General features: G+C 36.0%; 12 protein-coding genes. 9 read left to right on the top strand and 3 right to left on the bottom strand.

The annotated features are described in order from the left end of the window. Nucleotides 1-2: 2 nt before the first annotated feature. From ypfJ to paaZ, 3 genes are read left to right on the top strand one after another with little or no spacing between them, the layout of a single operon-like run. Entirely contained in the window at nucleotides 3-863 is an 861-nt protein-coding gene (gene ypfJ, locus FHP04_RS13275) for a KPN_02809 family neutral zinc metallopeptidase (protein WP_139856625.1), read from the top strand. Nucleotides 864-878: 15 nt separating this feature from the next. Continuing rightward, a complete protein-coding gene (gene pcaF, locus FHP04_RS13270; protein WP_139856624.1) occupies nucleotides 879-2,084 on the top strand; it encodes a 3-oxoadipyl-CoA thiolase in 1,206 nt (401 codons plus the stop codon). A 45-nt stretch (nucleotides 2,085-2,129) separates the two neighbouring features. Continuing rightward, nucleotides 2,130-4,628 carry a phenylacetic acid degradation bifunctional protein PaaZ gene (gene paaZ / locus FHP04_RS13265; protein WP_139856623.1) on the top strand — a complete coding sequence of 833 codons (2,499 nt, stop codon included), beginning with the start codon at nucleotides 2,130-2,132 and terminating at the stop codon, nucleotides 4,626-4,628. Nucleotides 4,629-4,700: 72 nt separating this feature from the next. Here paaZ and FHP04_RS13260 read toward each other — a convergent pair whose 3' ends face one another. Further along, on the bottom strand, nucleotides 4,701-6,362 hold the full coding sequence (locus tag FHP04_RS13260) for an ABC1 kinase family protein (protein WP_139856622.1): 1,662 nt from the start codon (nucleotides 6,360-6,362) through the stop codon (nucleotides 4,701-4,703). Nucleotides 6,363-6,453: 91 nt separating this feature from the next. Continuing rightward, nucleotides 6,454-7,434 carry a bile acid:sodium symporter family protein gene (locus FHP04_RS13255; RefSeq protein WP_139856621.1) on the bottom strand — a complete coding sequence of 327 codons (981 nt, stop codon included), beginning with the start codon at nucleotides 7,432-7,434 and terminating at the stop codon, nucleotides 6,454-6,456. Between the two features lie 289 nt (nucleotides 7,435-7,723). Between FHP04_RS13255 and FHP04_RS13250 the strand changes: the two genes are divergently transcribed. The 6 genes from FHP04_RS13250 (at nucleotide 7,724) to FHP04_RS13225 (ending at nucleotide 14,440) form a co-directional block, all read left to right on the top strand. Then, nucleotides 7,724-8,476, top strand: a complete 753-nt coding sequence (locus FHP04_RS13250; RefSeq protein WP_139856620.1) for an enoyl-CoA hydratase/isomerase family protein — start codon at nucleotides 7,724-7,726, stop codon at nucleotides 8,474-8,476. Between the two features lie 39 nt (nucleotides 8,477-8,515). Next, on the top strand, nucleotides 8,516-8,893 hold the full coding sequence (locus FHP04_RS13245; protein WP_139856619.1) for a four helix bundle protein: 378 nt from the start codon (nucleotides 8,516-8,518) through the stop codon (nucleotides 8,891-8,893). Nucleotides 8,894-8,932: 39 nt separating this feature from the next. Then, nucleotides 8,933-9,529, top strand: coding sequence for an acyltransferase (locus FHP04_RS13240; protein ID WP_139856618.1), 597 nt, complete (start codon nucleotides 8,933-8,935; stop codon nucleotides 9,527-9,529). A 2-nt stretch (nucleotides 9,530-9,531) separates the two neighbouring features. Next, entirely contained in the window at nucleotides 9,532-10,872 is a 1,341-nt protein-coding gene (locus tag FHP04_RS13235) for a phenylacetate--CoA ligase family protein (protein ID WP_139856617.1), read from the top strand. A 10-nt stretch (nucleotides 10,873-10,882) separates the two neighbouring features. Further along, the gene (locus FHP04_RS13230; RefSeq protein ID WP_246051437.1) at nucleotides 10,883-12,196 is read left to right on the top strand and encodes a dihydrolipoamide acetyltransferase family protein; all 1,314 of its coding nucleotides are present in this window, start codon (nucleotides 10,883-10,885) and stop codon (nucleotides 12,194-12,196) included. A gap of 171 nt (nucleotides 12,197-12,367) precedes the next feature. After that, nucleotides 12,368-14,440 (top strand): alpha-ketoacid dehydrogenase subunit alpha/beta, encoded by a 2,073-nt coding sequence (locus tag FHP04_RS13225; protein ID WP_139856616.1) that lies wholly within the window; start codon nucleotides 12,368-12,370, stop codon nucleotides 14,438-14,440. 187 nt (nucleotides 14,441-14,627) lie between these two features. On the opposite strand, the gene FHP04_RS13220 is transcribed toward FHP04_RS13225, so the two are convergent. Beyond that, nucleotides 14,628-15,590, bottom strand: coding sequence for an alpha/beta hydrolase (locus FHP04_RS13220; RefSeq protein WP_139856615.1), 963 nt, complete (start codon nucleotides 15,588-15,590; stop codon nucleotides 14,628-14,630). Between the last annotated feature and the right edge of the window lie 279 nt (nucleotides 15,591-15,869).

Genomic DNA, 15,869 nt, shown 5'->3' with positions numbered 1-15,869 from the left:
TTATGAAATGGAAAGGTAGAAGAAAGAGCGGTAATCTTGAAGACCGACGTGGAATGAGCAAGGGCAAAATGGCTGCTGGTGGTGGTATAGTTGTTACTATAATCGTTTTGGCCCTAAACTTTTTTGGAGGCGACACAGGCAAACAACTCGCCCCGATTGTTGAGCAGATTGGAAACAGTCGAACTTCACAACAAGTTGAACAAAGAGAACTTACTGCTCAAGAAAAGGAAATGGGCGACTTTATGGCTACAGTCTTGGCTGATACTGAAGATGCTTGGCGACAAATTTTTAACGAGAATAACTTAGGTAATTATCAGGAGCCTAAAATGGTACTTTTTACAGATGCAGTTAGAACAGGGTGTGGAAATGCTAGCTCAGCTTCAGGACCATTTTACTGTCCTGCAGATCAAAAAGTTTATATGGATTTAGTGTTCTTTAATGAATTAAAATCTCGTTTTGGAGCAAAAGGTGGTGACTTTGCCATCGCTTATGTAACTGCACACGAAATCGGACATCACGTTCAAACTTTACTTGGAACTTCTGGTAAAGTAACACAATTACAACGTCAGGCAGGTCAAGCACAAGCCAACAGACTTTCGGTTGCTTTAGAGCTACAAGCTGATTTCTATGCCGGGGTTTGGGCTCACTACAACCAAAAATACTTGGAAGAAGGTGACATAGAAGAAGCCCTAAGCGCAGCAAATGCTGTAGGTGATGACGCCATTCAAAAAAGAACACGTGGAGATGTTATTCCAGATAGTTTTACACACGGAACCTCAGAGCAACGTATGACTTGGTTTATGAAAGGGTTTAAAACTGGAGATGTAAGACAAGGAGACACCTTTGCAGAATTATTAAATTAACATTCAAAAACTTTAATGGAAGCATATATAATTGACGGAATTAGAACGCCAATAGGAAATTACAAAGGAACCTTATCTGCTGTTCGCACAGACGATTTAGGCGCTATCGTGATTAAAGAAGTAGTAAAAAGAAACCCAAATATACCTAGCGATGCTTATGACGATGTTATCATGGGATGCGCAAATCAAGCGGGAGAAGACAATCGAAACGTCGCTAGAATGTCATCGCTTTTAGCGGGATTACCTTTCACCGTACCTGGCGAAACGGTTAATAGACTTTGCAGTTCAGGTTTGTCTGCAATTATTCACGCAAACAGAGCAATAAAAGCTGGAGATGGCGATTTATTTATTGCTGGAGGAGTAGAAAATATGACGCGTGGGCCATACGTAATTGCTAAACCTTCAAGTGCTTTTGGAAACGATTCTAAAATGTACGATTCAAGTTTTGGATGGCGTTTTATCAATCCAAAAATGCAAGAACAATACGGTACTGATGGTATGGGAAATACCGCTGAAAATCTTGTAGAGATGTATAATATCTCAAGAGAAGACCAAGATAAATTTGCACTTTGGAGCCAGCAGAAAGCTACTAAAGCACAGGAAAATGGAAGATTAGCAAAAGAGATTGTTACCGTTGAAATTCCACAACGCAAAAAAGATCCAATATTATTTTCAAAAGATGAATTCATAAAGCCTACAACCTCATTAGAAGTTTTAGGAAAACTACGTCCAGCTTTCAAAAAAGAAGGAGGTAGTGTAACAGCAGGAAATTCATCAGGATTAAATGATGGCGCAGCGGCAACAATTATTGCATCAGAAAACGCTGTAAAAAAATACAATCTTAAACCAATAGCAAGAATCGTAAGTTCTGCTGTGGTTGGAGTTGAACCAAGAATTATGGGTATTGGTCCTGTTGAAGCTTCTAACAAGGCTTTAGAAAAAGCAGGATTAACTATGGATGATATGGATATTATCGAGCTAAACGAAGCTTTTGCTGCGCAAGCATTAGCTTGTACTCGAGCATGGGGATTGAAAGATGATGACCCAAGATTAAACCCAAATGGAGGTGCAATTGCCATTGGCCACCCACTTGGAGTAACAGGAGCTAGAACTACTTATTCAGCAGCCTTAGAATTAAAAGAACAAAACAAGAGATACGCCTTGGTTACGATGTGTATTGGAGTTGGGCAAGGTTATGCTGCGGTAATCGAGCGAGTTTAAAAAATTGTTTTTCACTTAAAAAGTGAATTACTTAAAAAAAGTATAATGAAAAAATTACATAATTACGTTACAGGACAATGGATTCAAGGTAAAGGTGAAGGTGTTCCTATGCACGACGCCATTACCGGTGAAGTAATTGCCCTTTCAGATACTGAAGGACTTGATTTTGGTGAAATTCTTCATTACGGAAGAACAAAAGGTGGAGAAGTACTTCGTAAAATGACTTTTCAAGAGCGTGGAAATATGCTAAAATCCTTAGCACTTCACCTCGTAAAAAAGAAAACCGATTTTTATGAAATAAGCTATAGAACTGGAGCTACAAAGATTGATAGCTGGATAGATATTGAAGGAGGATTTGGAAACTTATTCGCTAATGCTTCTCTTAGAAAACTTTTCCCTAATCAATCTTATCACGTTGAAGGAGACCCAATAGATCTTTCTCGTGGCGGACGCTTTATGGCGCATCATATTATGGTGCCAAAACGTGGAGTTGCAGTACACATTAATGCTTTTAACTTCCCAGTTTGGGGAATGTTAGAAAAGTGTGCGGTAAACTGGATGGCAGGTGTACCTGCTGTAGTTAAGCCTGCAACCAATACTTCATTCTTAACAGAAGCAGTTGTTCGAGAAATTATTGCTTCTGGAATACTTCCTGAAGGCGCTCTACAACTTATCACAGGATCTGCAAGAACTATATTAGACACCGTGGAATCGCAGGATGTTGTTACATTTACAGGTTCCGCATCTACTGGACGTATGTTAAAAGCACATCCTAGAATTATCGAGGAAGCAGTTCCTTTTACAATGGAAGCCGATTCGTTAAACGCTTCAACTTTAGGAGAAGATGCCATTCCTGGAACCCCAGAATTCGACCTTTTTATAAAAGAAGTACGCAATGAAATGACCGTAAAATGTGGTCAAAAATGTACTGCTATTCGTCGTGTTATTGTTCCCGAAAACTTAGTTGAAGATGTACAAATAGCACTTGGAAAAGCACTTTCAAAAGTAACTATTGGCGACCCACGACTAAAAGAAGTAAGAATGGGCTCCTTGGTAAGTTTAGACCAAGTACAAGAAGTTCGTGAACGCGTTCAAGAGTTGTCAAAAACAGCAAGTATAGTTTATGGCGACTTAGATAAAATTGACGTAATTGGTGCTGATGCTAAAAAAGGTGCATTCTTAGCTCCAATTGTACTTCGTGAAGACAATCCTTTTAAAAACTTATCTGTTCACGAAACAGAGGCATTTGGACCTGTTAGTACTATCATGCCTTATAAGAACTTAGATGAAGCTATTACCTTAGCTCAAATGGGGAAAGGTTCCTTGGTTTCTTCTATCGCTACCAATGATAATAAAATTGCAAAAGATTACGTAGTCAATGCTGCTTCACATCACGGTAGAATTTTAGTGATAAATCGTGAAAGCGCTAAGGAAAGTACAGGACACGGTTCACCACTACCAAGTTTAGTTCACGGTGGTCCAGGACGTGCTGGTGGAGGTGAAGAAATGGGCGGAATGCGAGGTATTAAACATTATTTACAACGTACAGCCATTCAAGGTTCTCCAACTACATTAACTGAAATTACAGGAATATACCAAGCAAATGCAGATTACAAGGAAGCAGATAAACATCCTTTTGCATATCACTGGGAAGACATAAAACCAGGTATGTCGCTTAAAACTCACAAGCGAACACTTACAGATTCAGACATTATAAGCTTTGCGAATCTTACTTGGGATCATTTTTATGCTCATACAGATATCACTTCGCTAGACGGAAGTATTTTCGAAAAACGAACAGCTCACGGTTACTTCATTATTGCAGCAGCAGCAGGACTATTTGTTTATCCTAATAAAGGTCCAGTAGCTGCAAACTATGGACTAGAAGATTGTAGATTCCTTCGTCCGTTATACCATAATGATACTATCTATGTTCGACTAACGTGTAAGCAAAAAGTTGATCGCGATGTAGCTTCTGCAGAACATCCAAGTGGTATAGTAAAGTGGTTTGTTGAAGTTTTTGACGCCGAAGATGAATTAGTTGCAGTAGCGACAATTTTAACGATGGTTCAAAAGAAACAAGAGGTTTTTGTTGAAATGACTGAAGAGAAAATTCAGGAATTAGTAAACAAATTAACTGAGAATGATAAGCCTAAATGGGGTATTATGACACCTCAACATATGCTGGAGCATTTAGAAGAATCGTATAAAGTTCTTGGAGGGCAAATTCAAGATTTTGAAATTGTAACTCCTGAAAAGATTGTAGAGAAAGTAAGAAACAGTCTTTATAATTATGAAAAGTTCCCTCAAAACTCACAATTCCCTACTATGAAAAAGGGAGAGCTGGAAGATTTAAAACATTCGGATTTAGCAACTGCTAAGGAGAAATTTTTTGAAGCAAGAGAACAATACACTGCTTTTTTCAAAGAAAACCCTGATGCTGTGCTAAAAAATATGGTTTTCGGTGAATTGAATAAATATGAATCTTACCTACTGGAAAGAAAACACCTAAACCACCATTTTGAACAGTTTGGGTTGATTTAATTATCTAGATATATTCTATTAAATTTAAAATGGTCTCTTAGTTTTAAGGGACCATTTTAAATTTAGAAACATCTACTTTTCTTTTTTACTCTCGTCTTTTAGTAGAATTTCATATAGTAGATAAAGTCCAATAATCGCAGCAATCACAAACAGTATGAATGCAAATCCTGGATAACCCGCAATTGTCCATGAACTAGGAACTCTCACCAACATCGCTGCTCCAATAATTAAAGCTGCGATGATAAGTCCGGCTGTAATTCGATTGGCCACTTTTTGAAATGCACCCGTAAATCGCTGTTCATCAATAGCATCAACTTTAATTTTCAACCTATTATCCGCTAGAAGTTCTGAGAATTTATTTAATCGATAAGGCAAATTTTCTGTTAGCTCTTTCATTTCCAGAAATACCTCCATTAAATTTTCTGGTTTTAAATTCTCCTTCATTCGCTGCTGCATCAAAAGCTGAACATAATCTTTTACGGTTTGCTGCACATCGTATTTGGGTGCCAGATATGCCACAATTTGGTCCAGATTGAGTAGAATCTTTCCTAGAATATTCAGTTCTACGGGAATATGAATGCCTTCTTTTGCAGCCATTTGGTTCATTTTTATCAAGACCCTACCCGTTTGTAAATCTTTGGCCCGAGCATTCTCATTTTCCTGAATTTTGCGAATTACATCTTTTTTGAAATTGGATACATCCTTCTTTTCATCGTATTCGCTTATACTTAAAAGTATATCTGCAACCCGAGAACCATCGTAATTACTCAAGCCAATCATCAATTTTAAAATGATTTCTTGCATTTCATTGCTGAACTTGGCTACCATTCCCAAGTCCATAAGCGCAATTTTATTTTCTGGCGTTAAATAAACATTTCCCGGATGTGGATCGGCGTGAGCAAATCCATCTACTATAATTTGTTTTAAATAGCTTTTTACCAATTCATCCACCAAAGGTTCAAAAGAAATGTCGAGACGTTTTAAAGGTGAAACCTTTGTGATTTTCCCTCCTTCTACAAATTCCATTGTAAGCACCTTGGAAGAGCAATAATCCAATATTGGAGCAGGAATGAACATATGTTCAAATTCAACTAGATTCTTTTTTAATGTAGCCAAATTTTGAGCTTCCAATGTATAGTCTAGCTCCTTCAACAATACATATCGAAGTTCTTCAATTACACTGTGAATGGCATAATTACGTCCCATTTCACTATAAGTTTCAAGCTTTTCCGAAATAGACATCAATGTATCTAAATCCTCAATAAATCGCTTCCGAATTCCTGGACGTTGTACTTTTACGGCAACAATTTTTCCTGAGTGAAGGACAGCACGATGAACTTGACCAATAGAAGCACTTGCCAAAGGTTCTTTTTCGAAAGATGCGAATGCTTTGGAAATACGTACTCCTAACTCTTCTTTAAATATTGTTTCGACCTCTTGATAATCTACAATCTCAACATCATCCTGAAGTGTCGCTAAGGCGTCTAAAAATGGAGGGGGTAATAAGTCTGGACGGGTTGAAAGAAGTTGGCCGAGCTTAACATAAGTAGGCCCCATACTTTTTAAGTCTTCCGCAAGTTCTTCAGGCGAATGGTCGAAGTTTTCCGATTCAATTTCAGACTCAGAATCGGCCATCTTTTCTTCGGTATAGGAAAAGACATCGCTATTCCAATACTTCATCATAAATTTAAAGAAACGGATATACTTGTCGTATTGATCGGGAAGTAGGCTCATAATTTGTAATTTTTATGAAAACTACAAAATTTACTTAACTGTCTATATGAGCTTTAGGATAAATTTAGGTAAAATGAATCCCTTTTCGTTTCTAATCTTCTGCAGTTTTTTCTTTACCTTTCTTAGTTGCGATTACACTAATAATTAATATCTGAAACGCGTGATAGAACATCAGCGGTAAAAGTACTATTCCAATTATACTAGTCTGCCCAAAAAGTGCTTCCGAAAATACAGTTCCGTGGACTAAAGATTTTTTAGTTCCACAAAATTGATTTGTAATTCTGTCGGCGTGATTGAAGTTAAGCAGTTTCCCAAACCACCCTGTTAGGGAATACACAATATAAAACAGAAGTAATACCAAGGCTACCATTACCCCCATTTCTAAAACACTTACGCTTGAAAAAATTTCATCTTCAAAAGATTGGACGAAGCTTTTATATATTATCAGCAAAATCACAAACTTATCGAATAAGCTCAGCTGTCTTTTATGCCGTTGTGCCCAAGCTCCGAAAAACTTACGAAGTAAAAGTCCCAGTATTAATGGAATTAAAATTTCAGTAATCAACTGAATATAAATTGAAGAAAAATCGAAAGCTACATCTGTTTGACTTATAAATGGCATCATCCACAGCGGTGTTAAAACTATCCCGATAATTCCAGATATGCTTGCATTAAAAATTGCTGCAGGTAAATTTCCTTTAGCCATAGACACCATCACAACCGAAGAAGATACAGTAGATGGCAATGCTGCCATAAATAAAAAGGCCAACCAGAGAAGCTCATAATCTGTATTTTTAAAAAGCGGGTAAAACGGCAGTATTAAAAGTGGAAATAGAATAAATGTAGAACTCTGAACGGTAAGGTGTAATTTCCAGTTTTTCAGCCCATTTTTAATCGCTTCAGAATTCAGACTCAAGCCATAAAAAAAGAAAATAAAAGAAATTCCAATACTACTAATCAATCCCATTGGTATAGGGCTGCTTGATACTGCAAGTTGTGGAAAAAAGTAGGCAAGAATAATGCTAACTACAATTGCAATTACAAACGAATCGATCTTAAGCTTCTTAAGCATAGAATTTTTTAGCAAAGATATAAGTGCTGAGCATTTTAAGGTGACGTATTTTAAAAAAGTAGATCAAATATGTTTTTTGAAAATATTTCCAAATGTTTGATTAAAATCTACGTCATTAAAGCTCAATTAGGCATTAAATTTATAAAAAGTTGATTTATTTTGTAGAGCTAGAAAAGACCATAGTTTTTGCAAGCCTTTTGAATGGTTAAAAAGATCATTTGAAATGGAAATGTCTTTTATTTTAAATAAATTGTAACCAAACGAAAATCCGCATAAAAAGCGAAATAATATGAATGAAGCATACGTAAAACACAGCACTCAAAACGAAATTGCAACCATCGAATTTTTTCACCCAGCACATAACAGCTTACCAGGTGATTTATTGGCAAAACTTGCAAATACTATTACCGAAGTCGGGAATGATGATAAGGTGAAAGTTATCATATTAAAAAGTGGTGGCGATAGAACTTTTTGTGCAGGTGCAAGTTTCAATGAATTAATCAGCATCAACGATGCAGGTACAGGAAAAATATTTTTTAGTGGTTTCGCCAATGTGATTAATGCAATGCGCAAATGTCCAAAGTTTATCATAGGAAGAATTCAAGGAAAGACTGTTGGTGGTGGCGTTGGCGTTGCATCGGCAACGGATTATTGTATGGCAACAAAATTTGCTGCAATTAAATTGAGTGAACTTAACGTTGGTATCGGCCCATTTGTAGTTGGTCCAGCTGTAGAAAGAAAATTAGGAACAAGTGGGTTTAGTCAAATAGCCATTGACGCAAATTCTTTTTACGACGCCGAATGGGCTAAACAAAAAGGATTATACAATCAAGTTTACGACTCTACTGAAGAAATGGATGAAGGTGTTCAAAAATTTGCTGAAAACCTTTGCAAGTATAACCCTGAGGCAATGAAAGAAATGAAAAAAGTTTTTTGGAGCGGAACCGAAGATTGGGATGAACTTTTAGCTGAAAGAGCAGTAATTTCAGGAAGATTAGTCCTAAGCGATTTCACGAAAGAAACACTGAAGAGATTTAAATAATAGTTTGTAGTTGGTAGTAGTTAGTGGATAGAATGAATTATGGAAAGTGAATTTCATTTTAAATTTGAAGATTTGATCGTGTACCAAAAAGCCATTGAGTTTGGTGAAATTGTACATTCTCAAGTTTCCACTTTTCCTAAAATTGAAGACTATCGATTATCTGCTCAATTTGCTCGTGCGGCAGACTCAATAGCCTTTAATATTGCAGAAGGCTCAGGCAGTTCGGATGCAAGTTTTTTAAACTATTTAAGAATTGCAAGAGATAGCTCAAGAGAGTGTGTAGCGGTAACTACTAAAGCACTACTTAGAAACTATATCTCTTTTGAGCAAAGTGAGAAGAATCGAGAAATATTGGTAGAAATAATTAAGATGCTCACAGCTTTAATGAAATACCTAAACAATAAAAACGCTATATAATCCACTACTCTCTACCTACTATTCTCTAAAAACTAAATTATGATCTATTCATTCAAAGGCCACATTCCAGTAATTCACGAATCTAGTTTTGTTCATCCACTGGCCGCTGTAACTGGGAATGTAATTATTGGAAAAAACTGCTATATTGGACCGGGCGCTGCAATTCGTGGGGACTGGGGAGAGATAATCTTGGAAGACGGAGTGAATGTACAAGAAAACTGTACAGTTCATATGTTTCCGGGTAAGAGTATTGTTTTAAAAGAAGGCGCTCATGTAGGCCACGGCGCAGTTATTCACGGCGCTAATTTAGGCAGGAATTGCTTGATTGGGATGAATAGCGTTATTATGGATGATGCTGAAATTGGCGATGAATGTATTGTTGGTGCAATGAGTTTTGTGAAAGCTGAAGAAAAATTTCCCAAAAGAAAATTGATTGTAGGAAATCCAGCTAAAGCCATTAAAGATATATCAGATGATATGATTGTATGGAAAACAGCGGGAACAAGATTGTATCAACAATTACCAACTGATTGTCACGAAAGTTTAAAGGAAGTTGAACCATTACGCGAAATCCCAAAAAACAGACCTGTACAAGAGGATTTTTATAAAACACTTCAAGACTTTAGAAAAAAATAATAATGTATAATAAAGAAATAGAAACACTTCCTCTTGAAAAGCTTAGGAAGCTACAAAGTGAACGTCTAGTGAATCTCGTAAACCGAGTATATAAAACCGTTCCGTTTTATAAAAATCTTTTTGATGAATCAGGAATTGATGTGTCATCAATAAAATCGATTAATGATATCCACAAGCTTCCTTTCACCAAAAAAACAGATTTAAGAGATCAGTATCCTTTTGGATTTTTAACTGTACCTGAAAACCAATTAGCGCGTATTCATTGCTCAAGTGGTACTACAGGAAAACCTACAGTGGTAGCTTATACAAAAAACGACTTAGATATTTTCTCAGAAGTTGTAGCTCGCTCTTTGGCTGCTGGAGGTGCAAAGCCTGGAATGAAAATGCATAATAGCTATGGTTATGGCTTATTTACTGGCGGGATCGGAATTCACTATGGAGCAGAAAAGTTAGGAATGTCCGTAGTACCTGTTTCAGTTGGAATGACTGATAGACAAATTACCTTATTACAAGATTTTCAGCCTGAAGTAATTTGCTGCACCCCTTCTTATGCCCAAACCATTGCTTTTGAATTAGAAAAAAGGAACTTAAAAATATCCGACCTTAATTTAAAATATGCTATTTTAGGAGCTGAACCTTGGACAGAAGCTATAAGAAGTGACATAGAAGCCTCATTAGGAGTAAAAGCAACTAATATTTATGGTCTGAGTGAAATTATAGGTCCTGGAGTTTCACAGGAAGCCTATAATGAGCAAGGTACAGGAAGTTATGTTTGGGAAGATCATTTCTTTCCTGAAATTGTAGATAAGGATACAGGTGAACCTCTTCCTTATGGAGAAGAAGGTGTGTTAGTGTTTACCACTCTTACAAAAGAAGCCATGCCTTTTTTAAGGTATTGGACAAATGATATTTGCAGTCTGTCTTACGACCATAGCACGTCTAGAACTCATATTAAAATGGGACAAATTAAAGGTCGGTCAGATGATATGCTTATTATTAGAGGTGTAAATTTATTTCACACTCAAATTGAAGAAATTTTTAAGGAGTATAAAGAATTAGCACCAAACTATCAGCTAATTGTCACCAAAAATGGTTTAGCAGATCAAGTAGAGGTTAAAGTTGAAACCAACTCAGACTTTCAAATTAAGTTAGGTTTAGAGAGTGGATTCAAAGAAGATGAGGTTTTAAGGAACTCAGCATTAGCTTCTATGTCTAATCAATTGAAAAAAAATATAAAAGATAAAGTAGGATTGAGTATTAAGGTGACCTTAAATTGTTATGGGGCAATTCCTAAAAGTGAAGGAGGAAAATTAAACCGTATCATTGACTTACGAAATTCTTAAAAAATAAAATATGCCTAAGCAGGAATTTAGAATGCCCAAAATGGGCGAAAGCATTACCGAAGGAACCATCATAGAATGGCACGTAAACGTTGGTGAGTCTTTTGAAGAAGGAGATGTACTTTTAGAAGTAGCTACAGATAAAGTGGATAATGAAGTCCCTGCAGTAGCTTCAGGAAAGTTAATTGAACAAAAATTCAGCAATGGAGATGTAGTTCCAATCGGAGAAGTTATAGCTATTTTAGAACTTTCAGATAGTGAAGGATTAGAAAAATCAGATTCAAAAACTTCATCATCACCTTCAAAAAATAAGGTTTCTCAGCGTAGTAGTACTAGTTCAGCTTCAAAAGAAAAAATTGCGAAGCCTAGTCAAAGTTCACCAGCAAAATCATTTAAAGTAAATGAAAACCTATTCATTTCACCTTTGATTGATAGCATTGCCAGAAAGCATCATATTAGCTATGAAGAGTTAGCACGAATTCCTGGAACCGGAAAAGATGGTCGCTTACGTAAGAGTGATGTTACAGAGTATATTGCAAGCGGACGTCCGTTTAAGTTTGCACAACCTATTTCAGAGCCTACAGGGTTTCAAGTGCCAGATTTAAAATTTGACAAAGGCAAAGGGAAAATAGTAGAAATGGATCGTATGCGTCAAATGATTGCCGACCATATGGTTTTTTCTAAACATACATCTCCACACGTTACTGCTTACGTGGAAGCCGATCTTACCGAAATGGTAAAGTGGCGAAATGAAAACAAAATTCCATTTCAGAAAAAATACAATGAAAAGCTTACATTCACCCCATTATTTATTGAATGTGTAGCCAAAGCAATTACCGATTTCCCGATGATAAATTCATCTTTAGATGGAAAAAATGTAATTGTGAAAGAGGATATAAATATTGGAATGGCAACTGCCCTACCTACAGGTAACTTAATTGTTCCCGTGGTAAAAAATGCTGACAAAAAAAGCCTAAAAGAGTTAGCCGAAGCCACGAACGAATTAGCAGGGAAAGCCCGTGACAATAAGTTAAAAGGTGACGACACTAAAGGAAGTACTTTTACTATTAGTAATGTTGGAACTTTTGGTAGTTTAATGGGTACACCAATAATTAACCAACCCGAAGCAGCAATTTTGGCTACAGGAATTATAAAAAAGCGCGCTGAGGTAATGGAAAGAGAATCGGGAGATACTATTGAAATTCGCCATATGATGTACCTGTCACTTTCATTCGACCATAGAATAGTTGATGGATATTTAGCTGGTTCATTTTTGAGAAGAATTGCTGACTATATGGAGAAGTTTGATATAAATAGAGAATTGTAGTCAAGACTATTTAAACAAGCTAGCGTCAAGCATTTTGACAGGGATTATCGCGAGTAAAAAACACCCTTCAAAATGACAAAGAAAAGATAAAAGAAAGAATTAATTTAAAAATTAGAGCTAACAGTTTTTAAAACTTGTTAAGTCTCAGAACAATTTTAAAATCGTGAATCGATGGTTAATAAAATAAATAAAGAAACCCTTAAAAAAGCCTTTAAAACTCTCGTTACTGCAAAAGGAATGACTGAGATTTATGAGGAGAACTTTAAGACAGTTTCAAAATACGTTCATGCAACTTCGCGTGGTCACGAGGTGATACAAATAGCTGCAGGGATGCAACTCTTACCGCAAGATTATGTTTTTCCATACTACAGGGATGATTCAATCTTGCTTTCTATTGGAATGACACCTTATGAGTTAATGCTTCAGGTTTTAGCTAAAAAAGACGATCCTTTTTCAGGTGGGCGAACTTATTACTCTCATCCAAGCTTAAAAGACGACGATAAGCCTAAAATTCCTCATCAGAGTTCTGCTACAGGAATGCAAGCCATACCTGCCACTGGGGTAGCTTTAGGCTTTTGGTATAAAGAATCCTTTAATTCAGAATTCAAAACTCAGGATTCGGAATTAGATGCCCCGATTGTAATTTGTAGTTTAGGCGACGCTTCTGTTACTGAAGGCGAAGTTGCTGAAGCCTTTCAAATGGCTGTTTTAAAGAAGCTACCCATACTTTACTTGGTTCAGGACAATGGCTGGGATATTTCAGCAAACGCAGCTGAAACAAGAGCTCAAAATGCTTATGAGTATGCAAAAGGTTTTAATGGACTAGAGGCGGTAACTATTGATGGAACTGATTTTGAAGAAAGCTACAACACACTTCAAGATGTAATTTCAAAAATAAGAACTGAGCGCAGACCATTTTTAGTACACGCAAAAGTCCCATTATTAAATCACCATACTTCAGGTGTTAGAATGGAATTTTATCGTGACGATTTAGACGAAGCTAGAACTCGTGATCCATATCCGAAAATGGTAAAACTATTGCGGGATAATGGTTTTAAACAAAAAGAATTAGACGAGATAGAGAGCGAAGTTAAAAACGAAGTCAAAAAGGCATTAGAAAAAGCTTTTAAAGCAGAAGACCCAAAACCGGAAGATTTATTTACTCACGATTTTGCACCAACCGAAATAACCGAAGAAGTTGGAGATAGAAGCCCGAAAGGTGCCGAAAATGTAGTGATGGTGGATTGTGCTCTATCTGCCATTGAGGAAATTATGCGCAAGCATCCAGAATCCTTGTTATATGGCCAAGACGTGGGAAGGCGATTGGGAGGAGTTTTCCGTGAAGCTGCTACTTTAGCTGAAAAGTTTGGCGACAACCGCGTTTTTAACACTCCTATTCAAGAAGCTTTTATAGTGGGAAGTACAGTTGGAATGAGTGCCGTAGGTTTAAAACCGTTCGTTGAAGTTCAGTTTGCCGATTATATTTGGCCTGGACTAAATCAGTTATTTACTGAAGTAAGCCGAAGTTGTTACCTTTCGGAAGGAAAATGGCCCGTTTCAATGGTATTACGTGTTCCAATTGGAGCTTATGGTAGTGGTGGGCCTTATCATTCATCTTCAGTAGAAAGTATTGTTACAAATATCCGTGGATTAAAAATAGCCTACCCAAGTAATGGAGCAGATCTTAAAGGTCTTTTAAAAGCGGCTTATTACGATCCAAACCCTGTTGTAATTTTTGAACACAAAGGGCTTTATTGGAGTAAAGTGAAAGGAACAAAAGGAGCTACTTCGGTGTTACCTGCAGAAGATTATATTTTACCATTTGGAAAAGCTTGGGTTTTACAAGAAATATGGAAGCAAGAAGATGAAGAAACTCTTTCAATAATAACTTATGGAATGGGAGTGCATTGGGCAATGAATGCTTCTGAGGAACTTGAAATGCAGGATAAAATTGAAGTTGTAGACCTTAGAACCCTTCACCCATTAGATTATGAAACAGTTTTTAAATCGGTCAAAAAATGTGGAAAATGTCTAGTTGTAACAGAAGAACCATCAGAAAATGGATTCAGTAGAGGACTTCAAGGAAGAATACAAGAAGAATGCTTTCAATATTTAGATGCACCAGTAATGCTAATTGGTTCAGAAAATATGCCAGCAATTCCTTTAAACTCAACACTTGAAGAGACAATGATTCCTTCAACTGAAAAGGTTAAAAAGAAAATCTTGGACATATTAGGATATTAAGAAGTTTTTAAGGATTAATTAAAAATTAAACACTATATTAAAGTTTTTTAAATTTCTAATGAAAATTCTAGCTACAATAACTTAATTTTCAAATATTTATAAGTAATTAAAATAAGAATACTAAAGTAATTGACACATATTATCCCCCAAATTCTAGAGGATCATCTATATAGATGATCTTCTTTTTTTAATCTATCTTCTTTTTAAGCCAATCAAATAAAGTTTTGTACGCAAGCTTTCTTACAGGTATTTTAGAAAGGAATAAATCGTGCATTCCGTTATTTATCGTGTGTGTTGTAACGTCACCTTTAATCTTCTTAGCATAATATTCGATGTGTTGTACATTTAACACAGCATCCCCATGCATAAAATTTTCCGTCCATTTTTTTTCATAAATAGTTTTATCGCTATGCATCACTAGCAAAGGTACATTCAATTTTAGGTGGTTCTGAATATTTTTATGGCCATTGTGTATAGCTCTAATAAAACTTAAACCTACCTTAGGTATTTCGTGAGGTTTCCAGTTTAAGTTGTAGCTCCATTCACCAAACATATCTTTATGTAAACTATAACCGTAAAACTTAGAAAGACCACTGGAAATTTTATTATTGGGAATATACTTCCCTAAAAATGATAGAATAGGTATACCTATTTTTCTTTCAAATGACTTAAGATTAAACTCATAAAAGGGACTGTTGCAGATTACACAGTGAAACAAGCTACTGTTTAAATGCCTTCCGGCATAGTTAGTTACTATCAAACCACCTGTAGAGTGCCCCAATAAAACCACCTTATTATTTTCTTCTAAATGAATAAGCTGCAAAGTTTTATTTATCTCCTCGTCATACTCCTCAAGGGAGCGTACATTATTTAACTTTTGGTGACTCAAAAACGAACGACCGTACTTTCTTAAATCTAGCGCATAGAAATTAAACCCTTCACTATTAAAGTGATTTGCCATTTCACTTTGAAAGAAGTAATCATTAAAGCCGTGAATATATAAGACAGCTTTAGAAGACTGTACAAGCGATTTCTTGCGAATTATAGTAGCAACTACTTCCCCTTCATAATCATCCTCTAATGCTAGGGTGGTTTGTTGAAAATCATCACCCAATATATCTAATGAATACTGCCCTTTATTTAATTTCATAGTTACTTCATTTAATAAAGCTGAATATTGTATAAATTAAATATACCATTTTGAAATATAAGTTAATCTAGATTATTAGATGTAATAAAGATGTTTAAATTGAAGAAATAAAAGACCTCACATTTATAGTGAAGTCTTCTTACTTAGTAGCGGGAACAGGACTTACTTCGGATCATTCTCAAAAGTTGTGTGTGAATTGAAATAGAATTCTGATTTTTGTTTTTTAAAACAAAGCTTTGGACAATTATCTAGACCTACTGAAACTTATCCTGCCTGAAT

It is taken from the genome of Aequorivita sinensis (genome assembly GCF_006346335.1).
In the GTDB taxonomy this organism is placed as follows: Bacteria; Bacteroidota; Bacteroidia; order Flavobacteriales; family Flavobacteriaceae; genus Aequorivita; species Aequorivita sinensis.
Note: the sequence above shows the minus strand (reverse complement) of the source record. Positions and strands in the feature narration are given on the sequence as shown.

Excerpts from the sequence above, each read along its gene's own strand:
- ypfJ (WP_139856625.1), top strand. The coding sequence starts at position 3 with ATGAAATGGAAAGGTAGAAGAAAGAGCGGTAATCTTGAAGACCGACGT.
- pcaF (WP_139856624.1), top strand. The coding sequence starts at position 879 with ATGGAAGCATATATAATTGACGGAATTAGAACGCCAATAGGAAATTAC.
- paaZ (WP_139856623.1), top strand. The coding sequence starts at position 2,130 with ATGAAAAAATTACATAATTACGTTACAGGACAATGGATTCAAGGTAAA.
- FHP04_RS13260 (WP_139856622.1), bottom strand. The coding sequence starts at position 6,362 with ATGAGCCTACTTCCCGATCAATACGACAAGTATATCCGTTTCTTTAAA.
- FHP04_RS13255 (WP_139856621.1), bottom strand. The coding sequence starts at position 7,434 with ATGCTTAAGAAGCTTAAGATCGATTCGTTTGTAATTGCAATTGTAGTT.
- FHP04_RS13250 (WP_139856620.1), top strand. The coding sequence starts at position 7,724 with ATGAATGAAGCATACGTAAAACACAGCACTCAAAACGAAATTGCAACC.
- FHP04_RS13245 (WP_139856619.1), top strand. The coding sequence starts at position 8,516 with ATGGAAAGTGAATTTCATTTTAAATTTGAAGATTTGATCGTGTACCAA.
- FHP04_RS13240 (WP_139856618.1), top strand. The coding sequence starts at position 8,933 with ATGATCTATTCATTCAAAGGCCACATTCCAGTAATTCACGAATCTAGT.
- FHP04_RS13235 (WP_139856617.1), top strand. The coding sequence starts at position 9,532 with ATGTATAATAAAGAAATAGAAACACTTCCTCTTGAAAAGCTTAGGAAG.
- FHP04_RS13230 (WP_246051437.1), top strand. The coding sequence starts at position 10,883 with ATGCCTAAGCAGGAATTTAGAATGCCCAAAATGGGCGAAAGCATTACC.
- FHP04_RS13225 (WP_139856616.1), top strand. The coding sequence starts at position 12,368 with ATGGTTAATAAAATAAATAAAGAAACCCTTAAAAAAGCCTTTAAAACT.
- FHP04_RS13220 (WP_139856615.1), bottom strand. The coding sequence starts at position 15,590 with ATGAAATTAAATAAAGGGCAGTATTCATTAGATATATTGGGTGATGAT.